Source organism: Rhizobium sp. UGM030330-04, assembly GCF_003208455.1.
GTDB classification, from domain to species: domain Bacteria; phylum Pseudomonadota; class Alphaproteobacteria; order Rhizobiales; family Rhizobiaceae; genus Agrobacterium; species Agrobacterium rhizogenes_A.
In genome coordinates this window covers 1-19,946 of the sequence record NZ_QKML01000021.1, presented here as the reverse complement: position 1 = coordinate 19,946, position 19,946 = coordinate 1, and the positions used below count along the sequence as shown (strand labels likewise).

Annotated in this window: 13 protein-coding genes and 1 pseudogene; 5 read left to right on the top strand and 9 right to left on the bottom strand. The window is 54.7% G+C overall.

The window, feature by feature from the left end:
- Positions 1-97: 97 nt before the first annotated feature.
- The 3 genes from N434_RS23750 (at position 98) to N434_RS23740 (ending at position 3,340) form a co-directional block, all read left to right on the top strand.
- Positions 98-454, top strand: a complete 357-nt coding sequence (locus N434_RS23750) for an antibiotic biosynthesis monooxygenase (RefSeq protein WP_110760563.1) — start codon at positions 98-100, stop codon at positions 452-454.
- A 67-nt stretch (positions 455-521) separates the two neighbouring features.
- Positions 522-1,670 (top strand): MFS transporter, encoded by a 1,149-nt coding sequence (locus N434_RS23745; protein WP_110760562.1) that lies wholly within the window; start codon positions 522-524, stop codon positions 1,668-1,670.
- Between the two features lie 131 nt (positions 1,671-1,801).
- Positions 1,802-3,340: an IS3 family transposase gene (locus tag N434_RS23740; protein ID WP_110760561.1), complete on the top strand. Its 1,539-nt coding sequence runs from the start codon at positions 1,802-1,804 to the stop codon at positions 3,338-3,340.
- Between the two features lie 51 nt (positions 3,341-3,391).
- On the opposite strand, the gene N434_RS25860 is transcribed toward N434_RS23740, so the two are convergent.
- Positions 3,392-3,544, bottom strand: coding sequence for a hypothetical protein (locus tag N434_RS25860; protein ID WP_181424060.1), 153 nt, complete (start codon positions 3,542-3,544; stop codon positions 3,392-3,394).
- 1,284 nt (positions 3,545-4,828) lie between these two features.
- Here N434_RS25860 and N434_RS23735 point away from each other — a divergent pair.
- Positions 4,829-6,454: a DNA cytosine methyltransferase gene (locus tag N434_RS23735; protein ID WP_181424059.1), complete on the top strand. Its 1,626-nt coding sequence runs from the start codon at positions 4,829-4,831 to the stop codon at positions 6,452-6,454.
- Here the strand turns inward: N434_RS23735 and N434_RS23730 are convergent, their stop codons facing one another.
- From N434_RS23730 to N434_RS23705, 6 genes are all read right to left on the bottom strand, one after another.
- Positions 6,455-7,315, bottom strand: coding sequence for a protein NO VEIN domain-containing protein (locus N434_RS23730; RefSeq protein WP_110760559.1), 861 nt, complete (start codon positions 7,313-7,315; stop codon positions 6,455-6,457).
- Positions 7,312-9,057: a DEAD/DEAH box helicase gene (locus N434_RS23725; RefSeq protein ID WP_110760596.1), complete on the bottom strand. Its 1,746-nt coding sequence runs from the start codon at positions 9,055-9,057 to the stop codon at positions 7,312-7,314. The genes N434_RS23730 and N434_RS23725 overlap by 4 nt, the downstream gene beginning before the upstream one ends.
- Before the next feature lie 76 nt (positions 9,058-9,133).
- Complete coding sequence (locus N434_RS23720) at positions 9,134-10,441, bottom strand: hypothetical protein (RefSeq protein ID WP_110760558.1); 1,308 nt, start codon at positions 10,439-10,441, stop codon at positions 9,134-9,136.
- A 2-nt stretch (positions 10,442-10,443) separates the two neighbouring features.
- Complete coding sequence (locus N434_RS23715; RefSeq protein WP_110760557.1) at positions 10,444-10,899, bottom strand: BglII/BstYI family type II restriction endonuclease; 456 nt, start codon at positions 10,897-10,899, stop codon at positions 10,444-10,446.
- A 568-nt stretch (positions 10,900-11,467) separates the two neighbouring features.
- A complete protein-coding gene (locus N434_RS23710; protein ID WP_146227708.1) occupies positions 11,468-13,975 on the bottom strand; it encodes an amidohydrolase family protein in 2,508 nt (835 codons plus the stop codon).
- Between the two features lie 10 nt (positions 13,976-13,985).
- Complete coding sequence (locus N434_RS23705) at positions 13,986-16,961, bottom strand: hypothetical protein (RefSeq protein ID WP_146227707.1); 2,976 nt, start codon at positions 16,959-16,961, stop codon at positions 13,986-13,988.
- A 352-nt stretch (positions 16,962-17,313) separates the two neighbouring features.
- Between N434_RS23705 and N434_RS23700 the strand changes: the two genes are divergently transcribed.
- Positions 17,314-19,041 (top strand): hypothetical protein, encoded by a 1,728-nt coding sequence (locus N434_RS23700; protein WP_110760554.1) that lies wholly within the window; start codon positions 17,314-17,316, stop codon positions 19,039-19,041.
- 209 nt (positions 19,042-19,250) lie between these two features.
- Here the strand turns inward: N434_RS23700 and N434_RS26150 are convergent.
- Positions 19,251-19,367 (bottom strand): annotated as a pseudogene (locus N434_RS26150) (glyoxalase/bleomycin resistance/extradiol dioxygenase family protein); the annotation flags it as partial.
- Positions 19,368-19,654: 287 nt separating this feature from the next.
- Positions 19,655-19,946, bottom strand: a 292-nt coding sequence (locus tag N434_RS23685) for an ATP-binding protein (protein WP_181424057.1), incomplete at its 5' end; no start/stop codon positions are given.

Sequence of the window (19,946 nt, the reverse complement as noted above, 5' to 3'; positions counted from 1 at the left end):
CGCTCTCATCGGAATACCAGACCATTTATCGCGTATCGCGCAGCCGATATCCAGCCTGTCACGGCAGCCAATGCCGATTTTCATCAGAGGAAGACACATGGATACGAAGTTCGCCGCCGGATTTGCCGCCTCTCCGGAGCCAACCACTTTTATCGTCAACGTCATTCATGCCCATCCGGGCAAGCAGGATGACGCGTTTCAAATCATTCAGGACGTGGTCCATTACGTGGCGGAGAGAAAGCCGGGGTTTCTCTGGAGCAATCTCGCCAAGAGCACTGACGGGCTGACCGTGGTCAACATTGAAGCCATTCAGGGTGCAGGCAACGTAGACGAGTTCTTTTCCGATCCGGTTTTCGTTGAAAAATTCCGTAAGTTGGACACCGTCTCAACCAGCGAATTCCATACATATAGCGTCGGCGATCTGGTTTTGCCCAAACTCGGACAGACGGGTTGAGCACCATGGCCCATTCGACCCCGGACGGCCGCAATGCAGCGAAAGGGCGGACGATGCTCGCTTGCCGATGTCGGCCCTGCTTGCCCTTGCCATGGCTGGTTTCATCACCATCCTGACAGAGGCCCTGCCAGCGGGGCTTCTCCCGCAAATGAGCGCGGAGCTGGGCGTCAGCCCCTCCGTTGCTGGCCAACTCATTACGGTATACGCCATCGGTTCGCTGGTGGCGGCCATTCCGCTGACCGCGGCTACCCAGCATTTCCCGCGCAAGCCGCTTCTCCTTTGCGCCATCGCGGGTTTCGCGGTGGTCAACACCATGACGGCGATCACCGGAAGCTTCGCTATCATGCTCCTGGCACGTTTCTTTGCAGGGGTTTGCGCGGGGCTGCTGTGGGCGATGATCGCCGGATACGCAGCGCGCATGGTTTCAGACCAGCAAAAAGGGCGTGCCATCGCGGTTGCGATGGTGGGTACGCCACTGGCCTTGTCTCTGGGTATTCCGGCAGGAACCATGATAGGAACTGTCATCGGATGGCGAAGTACATTTTTGCTGATGACCGCGCTCACCGCGGTTCTGATAGGGTGGGTCCGGGCAAAGGTGCCCGGCTATCCGGGCACGACGATCAATGAGCGGTCTTCCATCAGGGGCACTTTGGCAATCGGTGGAATCAAATCGGTGCTGATGGTTACCCTGCTGTTCGTCCTCGCCCACAATATTCTTTATACCTATATCGCCCCACTTGTGGTTCCCGCGGGGTTAGACAGGAAACTTGACGTTGTTCTTCTGATGTTTGGGCTAACGGCAATCGCAGGGATCGGTATTGTCGGTTATCTGGTCGGCCGATGGCTGCGAGCGCTGGTACTTGCAAGCATCATGCTGTTCGCGGCGTCCGCATTCATGCTTGGCATCGGCGGCGAGGTCCCCGCGCTGTTCTGGCTGGCAACGGGCGTGTGGGGATTGGCGTTCGGAGGTGCCGCCACCCTGTTTCAGACGGCAGCCGCCAATACCTCGGGGCAGGCTTCTGATGTAGCGCAGTCCATGATCGTCACAGCCTGGAATTTGGCGATTGCGGGTGGAGGCATCGTCGGTGGCCTGTTGCTCCAACACGCCGGCACCGGCTGGCTCTCTTGGTCGGTTCTGGCATTGTTGTTGCTGGCTTATGGCATCGCTTTTTTTGCAAAAGACAGGGCCTTTCCGCCAAACCACCCAGCTTTGTGATGTCTGCTTTGGGCCGAAAATTGACATTCACGAACGTTTTGAAGGATGGCCTGTTGATTGCCACTGAGAACTGACCCGGCGTGGCGTGATAGGGGATGCGGACTAAAACTTGGACCACCAGGAGGTAGTTCATGTATTCTCATGCTGACAGAATTCGCGCGGTCGAGCTGTATATCAAGCTCGGCAAGCGGGTTAAGGCGACGATCCGCCAGTTGGGTTATCCGACCAAGAATGCGCTGCGGAACTGGTATCGCGAGTACCAGCAGCATCAAGACCTACGCGTTCGTTGTGTGGCTCGCGCGCCGAAGTTTACTGAGGCCCAGAAGCAGACGGCGCTTGAGCACTACCGCACCCATGATCGCTGTATCTCTGCGACGATGAGAGCGTTGGGCTATCCGGGTCGTGGAACTTTGACCGCATGGGTTCGAGAGGCGTTTCCGGAGGCGAGAACTTCGATGGTTGGTCGATCCTGGCGCCCGGCCTATCCCGACGCTTTGAAACAAGTCGCAGTTCTTGATCTTTGCAGTGGAGAGGAAAGTGCCCAGCAAATAGCCGAGCGGCTAGGTGTATGCCGGCCGACGTTGTACGCTTGGAGGAATGAGTTACTCGGTCAAGAGGCTGCCTCATCCATGAAACGCCGCAACACTTCTGCGCCAGCGTCGGAGCGCGAAGAACTCGAGCGACAGCTTGAAGCCCTCCAGCGCGATGTCCGACAATTGCAGCTTGAACATGATCTGCTGAAGAAGGCCAATGAATTGCTAAAAAAAGGCCTGGGCGTCGATCTGCAACTCCTGAGTAATCGGGAAAAGACACAGCTGATTGACGCCCTCAAAGATACCTATCGATTGCCAGAACTGCTTTTGCAGGTGGGGATTGCGCGGAGCTCGTACTTCTACCACCGCACCCGAGTGAATCTGGAAGACAAGTATGTCGCCATCCGCCGCAGCCTGACGGAAATCTTCGAAAGCAACCATCGCTGCTACGGCTACCGCAGACTGCAGGCGTCACTGGCCAGGCAGAGCGTAACAATCTCGGAAAAGGTTGTGCAGCGATTGATGAAGCAGGAGAGTTTGGTGGTCGCCAGACCGCGGCGACGGCGTTTTGGCTCGTATATGGGAGAAATCAGTCCTGCGCCGGAGAACCTGATCAACCGGGACTTCAGAGCGAAAACACCGAACGAGAAATGGCTCACAGACATCACCGAATTCCAAATTCCAGCTGGAAAGGTGTACCTGTCGCCCATCATAGATTGCTTCGATGGCATGGTGATCAGTTGGTCAATTGGAACGCAACCGGATGCGGGGCTGGTCAACACGATGCTGGACGCCGCCATCGAGACCGTTACCGACGGCGAAGGCAGGACGATCGTCCACTCTGATCGTGGAGCGCATTATCGCTGGCCGGGCTGGCTCACGCGGATTAGCGATGCGAAGCTATTACGTTCGATGTCTCGCAAGGGCTGTTCACAGGATAACGCCGCGTGCGAAGGCTTCTTCGGTCGGTTGAAAACGGAACTGTTTTATCCTGGCGACTGGAGAACCATCACGATCGAGCAGTTTGTCCGCGAGGTTGATGCCTACATCCGATGGTACAATGAAAAGCGCATCAAATTATCATTGGGATCACTCAGTCCCATCGAGTATCGCAGAAGTCTTGGCCTTAGCGTCTAAATCAGTCCAAGTTTTTATCCGCATCCCCGCCGGGTCAGTTCTCAGTGGCAATCAACAACCGGGGACCTCGACGTTCGTTTCCTTCTCGCCGCGTGGCGGCCGCGTGAGCGGGAGTGTCGCACCCAGCGACTTCAAGTAGTCCATGACCGCTGCGTCGGTTTCCGACTTTCCCAGCAATGCCAGCGCGCCCTTGTAGATTGCCATGCAACACCTCCAATGCTTACTTGCGACGATTGCCATGAGATCGGTACCGGGACGCCGCGAAGACCCTGTCAATAATGAGCAACGACGATTGGGACAAGTGGCTCAGGAAGATGATCCGGAACAATTGAGAAGGCGGGTGAAAACATGAGGCAGATCGACTGTTCACCCAAACTGAATTGCACGGAAAATCGGCCGATCCGTTTACCGGGGTCGAAGTGCCAATCGGCGAGGGCCCTCACTGTCCGCGACTTTGTGAAACCCGCAGTCGCGCAAGTTTCTCCCAGATCGCCGCGCTATAGCCACCCTCGATCGCCTTGTACACAATGCCGCATCGAGCTGAACGGCGAAAGCATGAGAAAACAGCGCGCCCCAATGATCAGTGAAGTATCGCAAGCTTGACGCCGAACGAAACCAGATCCACACATCTACCTGACCCAGGATCAGTCCGAAAAGTGGCCGCCTTCAAATCGGAACGGCGGCCGGAATGAAATCGGAATGACTGGCCGGCTTGATTTCGGAATCAGTGGCCGGCTTCATCGGAATACGCATCGTGACGGAGCTGGGCTTGGGGGAGATGACAGAGCGGGGGAGTTTCGGGTGTGGGGATTGGTTTGAAGGACGAAGGCAAAAAATGCCTTCACCCATGGCGTTTATTGCCGGACGACAGAGGCATTGCGACCATCGATGATGAGATCGTAGTCGCTCGACTGTGGTGGTACTTGCGGGAACCCCTCTGGGGCTTCCGAGGCAGCGAGACGGAATCCAGAAGCGTCAAGCCATCGAACGCGGTTGCCTGAACGAATTGGAATAACCGCGTACCGACCTGCTCTCCCGTCTGTTCCAGACAAGGTTGCAGGAATTGACATGCGTCCGGGCGCCGCGGTTGCGTTTGTCCTTAATGTCTTTGACCATGCGAGAAGATTGCTGGGATCAATTTGATCCTCGCCGTCACAGACTATCAGTTGAACATCGAGCCAAGCGGTATACTGGGCGCGCATTGCTTCAGATTCCGGACGAGATTTTGCAATGCCAACCGAAAGAGCAAATGCTACAAAGGGATCAAGCGTGCCCCAGCGCAGCAGCTCTTTCGCCCAGAAGGCAAACCAGGGTAACCCGGTCGTCTCTTTCCAGGTGTCGATTGTTGGCGTGGCAAGACCGCCGACGCGGGCTTCAGCGTTTCAATGTTTGATTGCATAGATGGTAGTGGGATCTTGCACTTTGCTGATAGTTCGCTAAATTACAGGTATTGTTTCGAATTTGCGCGTGAGTCGCGCAGGAGTGATCGTGCGTGCAATAGACCTCTATGCTGGTATCGGGGGATGGAGCCTCGGGCTGCGTTTGGCGGGCGTGGAGGTAGTGGACTCTTATGAGTGGTGGCAACCTGCCGTCGATACGCATAACGGCAATCACGGAGGTGAACTGAACCCCACCGATGTGCGTCGTCTAAAGCTCGAGGACTTGCCCTCGAACATCGACCTCGTTGTCGGTAGCCCGCCATGCACGGAGTTTTCATATTCGAATCGGGGAGGTGGAGGCGACCTTGACGAGGGTCTTAAGGACCTTGTCCGTTTCCTTGAGGTCGTAGAACATTTGAAGCCGAAGTTCTGGGTGCTCGAGAATGTGCCGCGGGTGGCGCAAGTGCTCGAGCGAGGCATGAGAGACGAAGCACATCCGCTCTATCGCTTCCGCGACCTCGGCATGCAGATCGAGATCATCGATTTTTCCGAATATGGGACGCCTCAGTCGCGTCGGCGGTGCATCGCGGGCAATATTCCGTTCGATCTAGTCAAAGCCTACCGTCCGCGCCTACCGCGGCGGACCCTTGGCGATGTTGTCGAGGCGATCAACGCCAAGGGTGATATAGTCGATCCACTCTGGGGTTGCGTTCTGCCCGCAGCAAAGGTGACTGAACGGGAGAACGAAGGCGCCCTCAATGCGGAGGAACTCCGCATGAACAGAGAGGCCAAGACCTATCATCCGGTCTACAACAACATGGCGTTCCCCGATGTAATGGATTTGCCGGCCCGTACCGTTACTGCTACCTGCACCCGAGTTTCGCGCGAGAGCATTGTGATCGGCGATAGCGCCGCCGGCTTCCGCCGGTTAAGCATTCGCGAACGCGCCAGCCTTCAGGGCTTTCCCATCACCTACCAATTCTATGCGCGCTCCTTCCCGGAAAAGGCGAAGATGGTTGGTAACGCCATCCCGCCTACCTTCACCTATCTGGTTGCTTGGGCCGCTCAGGGCGTCTCAGCCGAAGACCTGATTCCCTTCGCGGAAGCTGGTCAGAGCCTGTGTCGGCCAGAGAAGGCTGCACCGGTGACACCGCCGACGACGGAGGGCCGCACCTATCCGGCGGGACGCAGTTTTCGGGCAGCTTTGCCGGGCCTACGTTTCAAGAGCGGCATGAGGTTTGAGCTCGCTAACGGCAGAGGCCGGGAGCAGGATTGGCAGGTTCGCTTTTTCTTCGGTCCCTCGATCGATGTTCGAGAGATCATCCTTGACGGTGACTTGCTTAGCGAACTTCGCAAGTCGCCATTAATTCGTGCGATGTTGATGGCGCTGGGGGTTGAGTTCGCCAATGTCGATCAGGTGTTGCAGACAAGCAGCCCGGGTGCTCTCCAAACGGCGTGGTCGCACCGCGACAGCGGCCTTGGCCCTTATCAGGTCGCAGACCTTTTGGGCGAGTTGGCAGGCAGAGTCCACCAGCGGTTGCTCTCTGCCGCAACCGACGACCATCATGCTGTTATCGGCTACGTGATGGAGGCGGCGGCCGAGGGCGAGGAAGGCGACAGCATTCCGGGCTCCAAGAAGCTGACCACACATGCGCTACCAATTCTGAGCGGGCTACTGGTGGGTGCTTGGTTTAATACCCTGCCCTGGCATCGCCTCCAGAAAGCGGTGGCCTAGTTAGAGCAAGGCCGGGCCGAAGAGACTTTCGAAGGCCTTGAATGGAACCTCGACGCTCTCCCAACCGCCTGCGCCGGCATCTGTTGGAATATGGGCGCCCATTTCATCCATCCCGACGGTCGCCAGCCTGGGCGGGGCGCACGACAAATCCCAAAGATGAAACAGGTGTAGAGGACGATCGAGTGCGATCTCCCATTCATGCCGGGTGAGATGCAGCGTGCCGCTCGTCCCGCCTCGGCTGGACTTAACCTCGATGGAGAGAAAGGCGCGGTCGTCGGCTGCCCTCACCGAAAGGACGTCGTAGCCGTCCTGATTGCTGTCGACCGCCACCCAGCGCGGTTTGGCTCCAGTACGAGCCTCTTCATGGATTAGGGTCAACCGCTCTCCTGCCCGACCGATGGTGAGCAGATGATCCCTTTGCAGACCCCGAGCAATACCGGCGAGCCAATCCCAGAAGTCCACCGCCTCATCGTTCGGTGCGCCTGCCAAACCGGCTTCAACAAAGACCTGATGGACGCCGACGGGGCAGAAGTTTAAGACGCGGGACCGACCGTAGACAGCGTTCTGAAGCCAATCGGGATTCTGTGTTTCGACGTAGTGCAGCAAGATGAAGCGCAAGGCTGCTTCATATCCCTCGGCATTGTGGACCTTCAGTCCCGCCGCTGATACCTTCAACTGACCTGTCTCGTTGATATCCAGCCACGCCAAGTCTTCTGCTAGGGATAGCGCGGAGGTTGAGGACATTCCGCCGACCTTTGGAAGGCCCGAAAGGAGTTCCTGTGCAGACAGAGGGCGTCTGTGGAGGAGCTCGAGCAGCGCGATGCCCGCCTGCGCCAGACCGGGGGATAGAAGGAGCGTCACCTCGGGCCACCTAGATCAGCAGCGATCGCCCGGATGTCATCCATTTGAAGGCCGGTAACGTAGTCCTCGACATCCTCGGTGCCGACCTGGACCGGGTCGATCGGAATAGGATCGGGTGCGAGGGACGAATCCGCCAGCGCTCTGGCCATTTCGCGGATCTTGAACCCGAGCCGCGAGCGCACCGTCTCATCGACTGTGCCGATGCACTCGACGATTTCAATGGTCGTTTCCTGATCCTTGGGCAGGCCGAAACGGTGAATCCGGTCTTCAGACTGAAGATAATGGGCGGCGTTGAAAGTGCGGTCCAGATAGATCGCATGATGGCAGACGCGGTGCAGGCTTATGCCCTCGCTAGCGGCTGCCGGATTGGCCACCATTACACGGACGTTGTCATCGTCATGGAATGCCTTGATTTTCCCTTCGCGGGTGTCGGCGTCATCCTCGTCGCCGGCGTCTACCCCGCCATGAATATAGACCGCGCCCAAATCCGCCAGCCTGGAGGCTATATATTCGACGTTACGGACAAAGGACGACCAGATCAGCACTTTGTGCCCTTGGCGGGCAAGCTGGCGCACACGCTTGATGACGTATTCGAGCTTGGGGCCTTCGCCCTCGGCGAGTACAGCGGCCAAGAGTTCGTGGTGTGCAAAGCCGATCTGGGCGGCTAAGAGTGAGGGATTGGAAACGAACTGTAGAAGGCGGGAGACTGAGCGACCCAAGGCGCGGAAAGTCTGCTTGCCTTGGGCATCGAGCACCGCTGAAGCCTCGCGGGCAACTTCGAGGCGCATCATCTCGTAGAGCTCTCGCTGAACCGGAGCCATCGGCAAAGCCACTAGATTGCGAGTGACTTCGGGGAGATTGAGTTGCTTCTTGTTCGTTCGGACATGGATCGGCCGCATCAGACCGACGACCGTCTCCTCTTCGACGTGAACCTCAGGGTACAGGAATTGAAACTGCGGGATGAGATCGCTGACCGACTGCGGCATGGGCGTTCCGCTCATGATCAGCTTGCCAACCGGCAGATGAGACAGCTCGATGACAGAGCGCCCACTGGCTCCGCTCACGCCGGACTTGATGCGATGGCTTTCGTCAAGAAAGACGAATGTTCGGTGTTGGGCGAGGTGTTGGGTGACTAGGTCCTGAACCCTTGGCAGCTGTTGATAGGTTATTAGCATAAGCGGTGGGTCGGTCGCCAGCCCGGAGCGAATGCGGTCGCGGCCGCCGCGCAGACGCACAAAGCTGCCAGAAGCGTTTGGTAGGCACTCTACGATTTGTTCGTCCCACGCGGCGAAGGCGTTTTTCGGCGCGATTACCAGAAGTCGATCGCCCGCCTGAGCGCGAACAGTAAAGAAGGCCAGTGCTTCGGTCGTCTTGCCGGCGCCTGGAACGGAAAAAGTTGCCGCCGCCGGCAGGGCAGCGAGGCGCGCTACATTGGGAGCCTGGTGCTCGGACAGGCTCCGTCCGAACCCCGAGGTTTTAAGCAAGGCCTCTAGTTCGTCGAGGGGCAGGGATGAGGTGTCGGAGGCTGCCCAATAGCTCGCCTCTGCGCGGTGAGACTGCTGCAGAAGCTTAGTGGCCTCGGGGGAGATGACGAGACCAGCCCCGAGCGTCAGTCCATGGGCGCGGAAAACCTGCAGGAATTGGTCGCGGGTTCCGGCGAACGCCCACCAAGGCAGAGAGAAGCCTGCCACGCCTTCGAGTGTTGTGTCCTGGCTCGCGTCATAGGCGACCCGTGTAAGCATCGCCACCCAGGCATCGGTGTTTTCATCGGGCTCCCAAGTGAAAACGGCTCGCCCACCCTTAGCCCGGTAAGTAATCCTAAGCATGATCTGCCAGATAGGAGCGGATGGCAGCTACGCGTGTTTCTATCTCATCGAGCTGTTTGGCCACTCCGGTGAGTTTAGATTCAGGTCTTAGACCTTCCTTTGCCGCCGCCGTCAGGTAGCTGTTTGCTTTAGCGCATTGGTCCAGGAGATAACCGGCCTTCTTCACATCCTTTTTGACCTGTCGCTCCGTCTCAAGGACCTCCCCGATTGCATCGCGCGCTTGCGCACGTTGGGTGGGGTCTTGTAGCGCCTTGATCAGTGCCGGTTGCTGGAGGTCTTTCTTGTCGCGCTGGCCGCCTCCAAACAGGTCGTCTAGGCCGTCATCCGGCTCATCCGTATCCAGATTAAGTTCGCTGGTGAGACGTTCGACAACTTTATCCAAGTTGGTCGCCAGTTCCGGAATGGCGATATAGAGACGGCCAACGGCATTGGGATCATCGATGAGGGCGAAAGCGGCTTCTTTAAAGATTTCCTTTCGTCCGACCCCAGAGAGCTTGGATCGGCTTTGAACAAGCCTCTGGAAGGTATGTTCTTGGCCGGAAACTTCTGACCAAAGGTTCGCCTTTCCCCGCGATCGCAGATACTCGTCGGCATAGGCGCGCATGTCCAGAAGTTGGGCGAACTCGGTGTCTTTCATCTTATAGAGCGTGCAAAGCTCCTCGGCATCTATTTTGTCGCGTTCCATCTTAGCGATCATCATGTTGGCCTGGGCGTCCCAGCTATAGTCCGCCCGGATATCCCTATCGATCTGGAGCTGCGCCTCCAGTCGGTTGATGTCCTTCTCTGTCGCATGGGGAAGCACCACCACTTCAATATGTTCGAAGTGACCATACTTTTCTGGCTCGTCATGCACCAGTTGGCGCCATACGGACAGGCGGCGGTTGCCGTTGACGACGAAGCCTTCCTCGTCGAGTAGCAGCGGATTCACCTGCTTGTGGGCCGAATCTTCGAAGAAGTCGTCTAGGTCGGACAATCGACCCAACTTGAGCAGAAGCTCATGCTGAACCTCTTGCGCGTCCCACATCTCGGGATCACCCGTAAAAAGATCGGGACGAAGGTCTGCGTTGATGGCGAGATGTTCGACTTGTAGGGAGGCAGTTCTTCCATTGACGAGGCGATATTTCGGCAACTCGATCGGAATGCGGATGATCGGCAGGTCCTGGTTGAGGCCCTGAAAAACCACTCGATCTGTTGCAAGACCCTTGACGCCCAGTCGGGCCTTGAATTCTTCCTGACGGGCAGGGCGAGGCCAACCGAATCGGGACCCTTTTGGCGTATCGGGCAAATCGCTATTCGTCATTATCACTCCAGTGCGACAACTAGCGTCGGAACGTAAAAGGCTTTGCGGAAAATCTCGAGCTCGCGCTCTAGCCGCGTAGCTTGCGCGATATTTTCGCCGATTGCCAGTGCAACGCGATGGGACGGCAAAACGAAGACCGCGCCTTGGATGGCGTCATTGAGATAAAGCGTCTGCAGCTTCATCAAATCTGCGTACATGCGTGCCATGTTGCCTGTCTGCAGGCAAAGGCCGATGTCCTCACGCATCGATGTGATGCTCATATCTGATCCGCGTGCCACTGTTACCTCGCTCGACCAACCTCTCGAGCGGAGTGCTGCGACGAAATGATCGCGAATTCGTGGCGCCGCCCCACGTTCGATACGAACATCTACGGCCGTCGCTGCGGCGAGAACATCGTCCAAGATATGCGGGGGTATGCGTTCCGAACCGGCGCAGTGACTATGCAACGAAACCTTCATGATGGCGTCCGATTAATGGAAGTGTTGCAACGGCGAACTAAAGGCGCCCTTGGAATCACGGCTGCTACCCCGAGATGTAGCGCATCTCTGAGACCTTTGAAACCGTTAAAGTTGTAAATCGATTGATCGAAAACGAGATCGCTGTGGCCTACTCAGTATTTGGATGGCAGTCACTTGCAGAGATGTGTACGATTTTGGTTCGTCGACGACTTTGCGAGTATTGGAAGCCTCTGTGCGATAAGTCAAGCAAAGCTCGGTGGCGTTGATTTCTGCCTAGTCAGTAGAAAAAATGGCAAAGTCTACAAAAAATATGGAAGTTCTTGGGCTTCGTCCAAAAAGTCACTAGACAATTAATGAATTCTGACCATCCGTTCATCCGCCGGGGCGGATGAGGTGGCTGTCGTGGGCGTCTCTGCGTTTTCGACCTCGCCCCTCCCAACCGGCTTATCCTTTCACAGAATTTACTCATGTGGACAGTCGATATTGAATAGCTCCCAGATTTAGACGCCTTCTTTCATAATTTTAAGACAAGACGAGCATCATGAGTAAACCTGAACTGATAGGGTAGTTAGAATACCTGTAGAGGTTTGAAACGGCGAGCTGCCCCATTCTCATTCAATTTCCAAATCAATTCGGTCGCTTCACCTATTGTCTTTCCGTGTTGGTCAACAAGCGCCTGCACCAGGAGCGCATATTCGTTGTGAATGTTAGTCGCGAATATTCCGGTGTCGTCACTTCCAACGCAGACGATAGGCTTTGATCCTGTGGGTTCAGCCGCAACTCCCAACCACCTAAAAATGTGGTGTTCTCTGTGGTCATTGTACAGGCTAATTCGCACGTTGCTGGTGGGCAGGGTCTCGATCGCGACTCCTCTATGGTTCAATCGTTCCAGCGCCATGTCTTGAAGGGCAATCAAAGCAGAAGCGGGAAAATAGCTAGTTTCAATCTCGATGGGCTTGCAGACGTAGTCGTATTTGCGATGTCTTTGTCGAAACAACCGGTAAGCCGCTGGATATTCCTCCGCCGCCTTCACTATCAGCTCAAGCTCAGCGCGAACGGTGACATCTGTGACCTTTTGGGCAAAGTCTTTTGCTGCAGCCGCGACGAGGTGAGGGGCGCGAAGCTCCCCGTATTCGCGCTCTAATCGCAGTACAGTGAGAATGTCCAAATGGCGCAAGCACCACTCTTGGTAGAGAACTGCGATACTTTGTTCACCACCATAGATCAGCGCTGACACGGTGGAGACATCGTTATGGATACGCTGAACGAGCGCAGTATGCTCGCCACTACCAGCCAAGAAATTTCCGGCGAAAACAAGGTTGTCGAGCCATTCAGACCGCGGCACTACAATCCGATCGCCCGTGCGATCAAGCCAGAGTTGCGGCGAAATACCGAGCGCGGTGGCATGGCCAACTCTATCCCCTACGCGGAGCCCTAGAAAGTCCACGGCTTCTACGGTCGCCCTGATACCCGACACGATATGTAAAAAGTCTTCGCCAACGTGGTACGTGGAATGTTCGACGGCATCTCGGCGGAGTAGCCTGAATGCTGGAGCGAAGGCCTCCGGTGGGGCATGCAATTCATTTGCGGCGGCATCAATACCGCGAATAAGTTGGCGAGCTGCTGGGGATTTTTTGATGATGTGTCTTAACAATCGCGCCTGCAGGAGAGCATCGCTCCTTGCTTGACCATCACGAGACTGGCTGTATCGGTCCCTTTGTTTGCCGATGCGCTTGATGAAATGGGCCACCAATGCGAATTCTGTGTCTCGGCGGCCCCGCTTGATACCTTTACATTGCGTCTGGTCGCATTGTCCCGCGAAACACTGCGGAAGCCGTGCGGTACTACCCCACCTTACTCGCTCATTACAACCGCGAAACTCAAGGTATCCGCCGACTATACGATCAAGAAGCACCATGATGTCATTCAGCGTCTTCTTAGGCGAAAAACGGCCTTCTAGGTGGGCAATACTGGTATACGGAGATTTTCGATTTAACTGACGGAAGCGCTCCGAATAAACTCGCTCGAGTTTTTCTCGCGTTCCAACCACCGTATATTTTTGGAACTGATCAAATCCCACCTCATCCGCCTGCTGGACAGTTATTTTGGCAATCTGATTAAGAACTAGGAAATTGAAATACAGGCCGAGGTTTATCAGATCACGCGAGTGCTTTGGTCCCCTCGTCCAAGTTAGCATAGCTGAATAGAGAAATGCCGCCTCATCGATGAGCGGCGGATTTTCAGCCTCACCGAAAGCAACGACCCCGGGGTTTTTCGAAAGCGTGATGCCTTGGGTGAGCTGGCAATCATAATCCGGGAGGCTCGCGGTCATTAGCCCCACTAACTGATGCGGAGTGATCTCCGGTTCGCTGTGGCCGAGAGCAATTTTCGCAACGGCGTGTCTCACACGGCGTGCAGCGCGTAGCCGACGATACAGCTCATATGGACGGAGGTTGAACTCCATCTGGTCATAAAGTTCGTCTGGCAGACCCGATCCACGTCTCGCAGCGGAGAGCTCAGCGTAATACAGTTTCGGAAATCGTACCGCGTCAAGCCAAACAATGTCGAGCTCGGTCGACCCGTTCAGGTGCATGTGAAGCTCATTCAGTCCCGCGATCTCTTCGAGGCGCTCGAGCTCTGGTAGGATTGGGCTCAATATGGCGGTGTCACCTATCTCGGCGTAGAGGAACCGACGTGGATCTATACCTAGTTCTGGACCTCGGCCCTCAAGCACCAGGAAAGCGACAATAACTGCAAGAGGCGAGATGCTTGGCAGTAGCCGTTGCCATTCGAGAAATTCCGAGGATCGGATGGCCAACCGACCCGCGCGTCTCTCTATAAACCGTTCTGCAAGAGCTTTTAGAACGAGGGGAGTAAGATCGCCGATTTCCTTGGCCTCGCTCAAACGATGATCCAAGTATCCTTTATAGAAGTGGTCAGGGCGGTACGGATCCGACCGCCGCTCGAACACAAAAATACGACGTAGCACCGCGTCGATTAAGGGAACTCGTCCTTGCGCTAGGTCGCCGAGTGATGGAAAATCACCGAATACCTTTCTATAGATTAGTGCACTCAAAATCGCGATCCTACGACGAAGGAGTAGCCCGAGCAGCTGGAGGCTGGCGTTTCCGCCAAGCCTCGGTGGTTTGCCGAAGCGCTCTTCCGGCGGTCCGATCAAATTCTGACGTGCCCTGCATTTGAACGGTATTCAGAAGGAAAAATAATCCATCGAAGGCAATTGGCGGCTCATCGGGCTTGGACGAGTTAAACCGCGTTGCAAACATGGAACCTGCGGTGTCTTCACCAAGATAGGCTGAAAGCCTGTCGATATAGAACTGAAAAATACTATCATTTGGCTCCAACCTGCGTAGTTTGTCGACCTCATCATACTCCTCCCTTGCGACGAAGAAGCCCCACAACGGGCACGAGAAAATCAAATCGAAGAACCTAAATTCTTTTGTGTCGCGGAATTCTGGAGAACCTTGGTAAATTTCGCGCAGCAGCTGAACGAACACCTCCCCCGATCTCACTGGATTGCTCGCCGCTTTCGCGGGCGCTCTGATATTCGCCGAACGCATCAGCTCATAGCCAAGAGCATGCAAAAAACCAATGATAGCGCGATGCATATAAATTCCGAGATAGCGGCTATCGCGGTGTTTGAGATCGTCGCGAATGTTGGAAAATGTGTAGGTAAACCGAGTCCACACACGGGCCAAGGTAACTGGCGCAAGCCCAAAATCTACACTACGAACGTCATTTGAGCTCATCCACTCTAGAAGCGAGCGCTCAAGCTGGTAAGCTTCTTTCGTCGGATCATCTAAATGATCGACCTCCTCGAAATCGTCTTGGTCAGAATCGAATTCTAAATAGCTCTCGGAGTTAGCGCCGTCCAACGCAATTGGCGTTGGGTAGCTCCTGGCTTGGCTGCATTGGTTCACCAGCTCATTTAGCGCTTGGAGTTGGTTCTTGTTCGAAGCGCGACCGATCTCCAAAACATCTGCCATCAGGCCTAAGAGCCGTAGGATGGAGTAGTTACCCGACTCTGCCTGCTGCCCACTTACGATCCGACTAAGGGGAAGCATCGCTGCCCTGCTTGCGCTGCCGCTGAGACGCTGAGCGAGGTCCTCTATTCCATTTGCAAAATATACCTGGAATGCGGCCTCTGTCCCACGTCGAGATCCGTACTGCCAGTTCCCGCTACGAAGTTTTTTGTGGAAGCCACGAAGGGCGGGGGGCAAACTCGAGAGGAGCCGATCAACATCGTCGCTGCTCCCCGTAGCCAAGGCTCGGAAGGCTTCTCGATCAAAGCCATTCTTGCTCCCATCGTACTCCAGACCATAAAGTTCGCGTGCGGCGGCTCCTGTTTCTCTTATCCGTGCAAGTGGTACAGATGCGCCGCTTAACCGGATACCTCGCACTAGCTGTTTAGTGCCTTCGCGGCCGCGTTCGGTGGCCTCCCACGAAGCGACTCTGCTGGCGAATTGAACCGAGCTCTCCAGGGCAGTGGCATTGACGTGGGAGATAAAACTTTCGAGATCGCCGGTGGCTTGGGCTTCTGAACCACGATAGTGAATGTCACCGCGGTCAAGTTTTTCTCTTACCAGAGAAATTTTGATCCAATAGTCGATCATCTTTCCCGGTGAACGTTTGAAAACGTCGAGCAGCGCAGCGCCCATGTACATCGCGGCGAGGTTCTTTTCCGCCTCCGCGCCGTCTGGGTAGCACCTCGCCAGTTGGAGCCACAGGCGCGACTTTGTCAACCAATGAGTCAATGACGGAATAAGAGCGTTTGGATTCGGATTTCTGGTGTCGCTCACCTCCAGCCCAAGTGACGTCACAGCTGTCCAGGAGATATGCCTCAACGTATCAAGAGCAATTGAGCGACCTTCTCCCGCACCTTGATCACGGCTAGCTCCAGATAGCAACTGAAGCGCACTTCTCGTCGGAAGTCGCAGTATCTGCTGCCTATAGAGGGTCACGTCTTTCGGTGCATTGATGCCAAACACGTCGGACATTACATCGGTAAGGAAGTACCGCTCGCTTATTGAGCCTTTGATGTTGCCACCACGAAAAGCTAGGCCCACCCCATCAGCATGGTATTCTAAATTTCTTAGCTCTATTCGGTTCTCAGGCCGGGCTATTTTTACGAGATATTGGTCCTGAAGGGAATCTACCATCCGGCTGATTTTGGAGATTATTGCGGCATCCCCGTCGATCTTTGATCGCATTTCCTCGGCTCTTAGGAACGTAGGATTCATCTGCTCCCACTGCTGACGCCGCACAAGTAGGGTATACAGGTCTAAGTCGCCTGAAAGAATAATTCTTAACTGCGACGTTGCTAGGTATTTTCGTAGAGCTTCGAGCACCGGCCAACCACGTTCAAACCAAGTGTCAACGTCATCAATGGCAAGTACAAACGCGTCGCAACCGACATATGAAACCGCATTGGAGATGAACTGACGAAAGCGCAATTCAAAATCGTGAGCGGCGGCAGCATTCTCCAAACCCTCGTCAAGGACGAAATCCGGGTCAACCCAATCTTTTCCCGCGTAAAGCTGCTCTCCTATACCGTCCAGCAGGTAGAGCCCTTGAGCTAGTTTTCGGAGCGCTCCCTCAACCTGCCGGTATTCATCGTTTGCATCGACGAAGTTTCTTCTGCGGTGTAGGACCGCTTTTCGGATTTTTTCAATGATAACGACGATAATGTTTTGTTTGGATTCTATCAACGTCGGGTCGATTATTCCCAAGCTGTAAAGCTCTGGAACGGTGGATTTCGGTGTAGCTACGCTCTCGACGTAGGTTTTGTAGCTCTGGTCGACAATTGCCGACAGGATTTGGGTGAGAAAAGTAGTTTTTCCCTCCCCGCGCCGCGCGGTGACGAGTAGGGCATCGTGGCGCCGGTCGTTTAGGACGTCTAGTTCGGAGGGTCTCTCGGTAGACGTTTTGGTGCGTGATGGCTTGCTGATATCCTTTATCAAGCAACGAAACACTTGTTCTCGCGCCTCAATTTGAATGAATCCCTCTAAAGAGGAAGCCATCGACGGGTTATCAATGGCGTTCAAGTCAATTGTAATTACGTCCGGCAAAGCTCACCTATACGAAAACGACTTCTAATAGACTGTCACTACGTATCGTTGAATTTGTTAAGAATCCGCAACCAAATTGCAGTCCGCTCTAAAATTTGGCGGACCGTGAATGTCAACCGTGCCAAGTCGTCATGTGCCGCGCCGTGGACGTTGCGTTATTTCCTCTTTCAACGTGCGTGTGCACGACTGATTCCCAAAGCAAATGGAGATTCTCCAGCCGCAAAGAACGGACTTGACAAAAATTGGGACATTGTGCCAACCATAAGTTGTTTTATGCTCGTTTTTAAGTTTTGGATTTTATTTATTCTTTTCGGCTCAAGGGAGTGAAATGAACAAGTTCGTCGCAATAGTCCTGTCCGCAGCGATAGTCTCGCCGGCGTTTGCCGAGGAAAGTGGGTATGAAACAAAACCGGCAGTCTATCGTGACGCAAAGAACGCCGGTTACAATAAATCCGATGTTCATAAATACTGGGACGGCGAAAAAGCGGAAAAATTCGAAGCCAAATCTTCTTGCGTTTCTTCAAATTTCGATATTCCGCAGGAATATATGAACCCTGAGTTGATGGCGCTTGGCGACAGCCTCTATAATGGCGTGCAGTCACTTCGGATCAACTGGTGGCTTTCAGAGTGGTCCGTGCCAAGCTACGTGGCAATCGCCATGGGCCTGATCGATGAGAAAAACGGTGATCGCACCGGAAAAAGAATGTTTTACGGTCCCCAGTATCCGTCGCATGACGCCTCACCGAGTTTGACGATCAGCTATGGTTTGAATCTGGAGGCGCTGCAATGGTCTGACCTTACTGGCGCAGCCAGGGAGCAGGGTGAACATTTATACGACATGGCGTTCCGGAAAATGCCTCCGAACAAACGTGCTTTTGTCGATAATCTTGCCGTCTCCGGGTTCAACACAAGCGATCTTTATGCGTGGAAAGCCAAAGACTACAAAACGGCGTCGAAAATAAGCCTTGCACAACTCAGAAAGGGTCGATTTGCAGCGCTGGCCGATGCCTTTTTCTATTCTAACGCATATTATGTTCTCAACCCTACGAAATCGAAATGCATCGATCAACTCAGCGCACTTGATCAGGTGAAACTCCGTAAGCCGAAACGGCTCATCGTCAATATCGGGTCCAATAACGGTCTCTACCTGATGTCCTTTATGGCAAAATCGGTCGACACCAAGGTGTGTCTGAGCGGCGGGCTCGACAGGCAAGAAGGGCGGACACGTTGCAGGGCCCGCACCATACGGGAATTTCTGGGAGCCCGTTATCAAGCCGACATCAAGTATCTCTTTGATGAACTGAGCAAGGTTGATGGTCTGGAATATGTATTTTTTAACGGGATAGGTCTCCCGTCACAACCGGCCAATCTTGAATACAGAAGCGGAGAATACCGGAGTGCACTCTTTGGCAATTCGTCGCTCACTGCCATGCAGGTGGAAGAGGGTGATAAGTTGGCACGTGCAGCCAACAGGTATGCCAGCAGCCTTGGCAAGGAATACAGTTCTCGCAGTCAGGGTCCGAAATTTGTTTTCATAGATGTGGCGTCTACACTGGCCCGGTATGACTACAAGGGTTGCCTTCGACGTTTGTCTGTCGAAATCTGTAAGGCGACGAGAACATTCGAGGTAAAGAGAAGCGAGTTCGGGTTACCTGCTGGTCCGGTCCTCATGTTTGATAATCGTCCGCAACTGCCCTTTGGCCAGTTCGGTTACGTAACTGGCACTTCTTTCAGCAACAAGTTGAGACAGGGCGGCTTGTTCAGCTTTGATAACATGCATCTCTCGTCCGTCGGCTACGAATTGATGGCAAATGCTGTCATCAATGAGGTGAAGAAACCGGAGAATGGTGGCGAAGAATTTACGTATCATGGACCCTCCTGCAAAAGGACCGGGAATGAGGTTGGGGCGTGCCGTAATCTTCTGGTGAGACCCGGGTGGTCATTTGCGGACGCGACACGTAGAGAGTTTAATTTCCTGCGTGTTGGCGGGGAGGCAAACTCGAACCGGCGAGCATTTGTCCGTTTTGTGGCCAATCTTGTCGGCGCGTTCGATTGAGAGAATGCGGGTTTTCAAAGCGTTTAGCCGGAGCGGCGTGTGGGTATACACTTGGACAGGTAGGGTCTAGAGATTGATGATACTTAGAATTTTTTGATGTAAATCGACTAGACAGTTCTGTTTATCCTTGAAATTTATATAGGTTGCATTGATTTAATATTTTTACAAATAAAGTGTATTTGGTAGGCAAGGCATTGAAAACATACCTAAACGGTCTGTTCCAGCGCCGCCCCATTGTTCAGCACCTTCAAGCCAAGCCTCTTTTCGTAGAATTTCCTTGACCAACCAATGTCGCGAACGAAAGGGACCGGATTGATAAAGCGCATCATCGTCGCGATCCTATCGACTCAACCCCAGCCCCCGAGACCGGGCAAGCTGCCGTTTCAACGCGTGGTCATGGCTAAGCTCGGCATGGCGTATTCGATTTACCAGGCGGGCGATTGTCTGGATTTGCTCAGCCTGCTTTGCGAGCTCCGGGCGTGCAGCGATCTCGTCAGCAATCCTGCGAGAATCCGAACTGCCAAACCGCCGCGTGAGTGCATCAGCGACCAACTTGGCTGTTGATTGCCACTGAGAACTGACCCGGCGTTTCCACCGAGAATTGACCCGCCTGTTAGGTATGTTTCGGGTCTGCGGTCGTGGTCAAGTTCCTCGTTTTCTCCTTTGTCGTTTTGGTGTCGTGCGCAGAACTGTTCTTGAAGCGGAAGCTGTCGTTTCCGGTTTCAAGGATGTGGCAATGATGCGTGAGCCGGTCCAGCAGCGCGGTGGTCATCTTAGCATCGCCGAAGACGCTGGCCCATTCGCTGAAGCTGAGGTTTGTCGTGATGATGACGCTGGTTCGCTCGTATAGCTTGCTCAGCAGATGGAACAGCATCGCACCGCCTGACGCACTGAACGGCAAGTAT

What these genes read in the sequence shown, in the direction of transcription:
- N434_RS23740 (WP_110760561.1), top strand. Translation starts at nt 1,802, where the DNA reads ATGTATTCTCATGCTGACAGAATTCGCGCGGTCGAGCTGTATATCAAG.
- N434_RS23725 (WP_110760596.1), bottom strand. Translation starts at nt 9,057, where the DNA reads ATGCTTACACGGGTCGCCTATGACGCGAGCCAGGACACAACACTCGAA.
- N434_RS23700 (WP_110760554.1), top strand. Translation starts at nt 17,314, where the DNA reads ATGAACAAGTTCGTCGCAATAGTCCTGTCCGCAGCGATAGTCTCGCCG.
- N434_RS23720 (WP_110760558.1), bottom strand. Translation starts at nt 10,441, where the DNA reads ATGACGAATAGCGATTTGCCCGATACGCCAAAAGGGTCCCGATTCGGT.
- N434_RS23715 (WP_110760557.1), bottom strand. Translation starts at nt 10,899, where the DNA reads ATGAAGGTTTCGTTGCATAGTCACTGCGCCGGTTCGGAACGCATACCC.
- N434_RS23745 (WP_110760562.1), top strand. Translation starts at nt 522, where the DNA reads ATGTCGGCCCTGCTTGCCCTTGCCATGGCTGGTTTCATCACCATCCTG.
- N434_RS23750 (WP_110760563.1), top strand. Translation starts at nt 98, where the DNA reads ATGGATACGAAGTTCGCCGCCGGATTTGCCGCCTCTCCGGAGCCAACC.
- N434_RS25860 (WP_181424060.1), bottom strand. Translation starts at nt 3,544, where the DNA reads ATGGCAATCTACAAGGGCGCGCTGGCATTGCTGGGAAAGTCGGAAACC.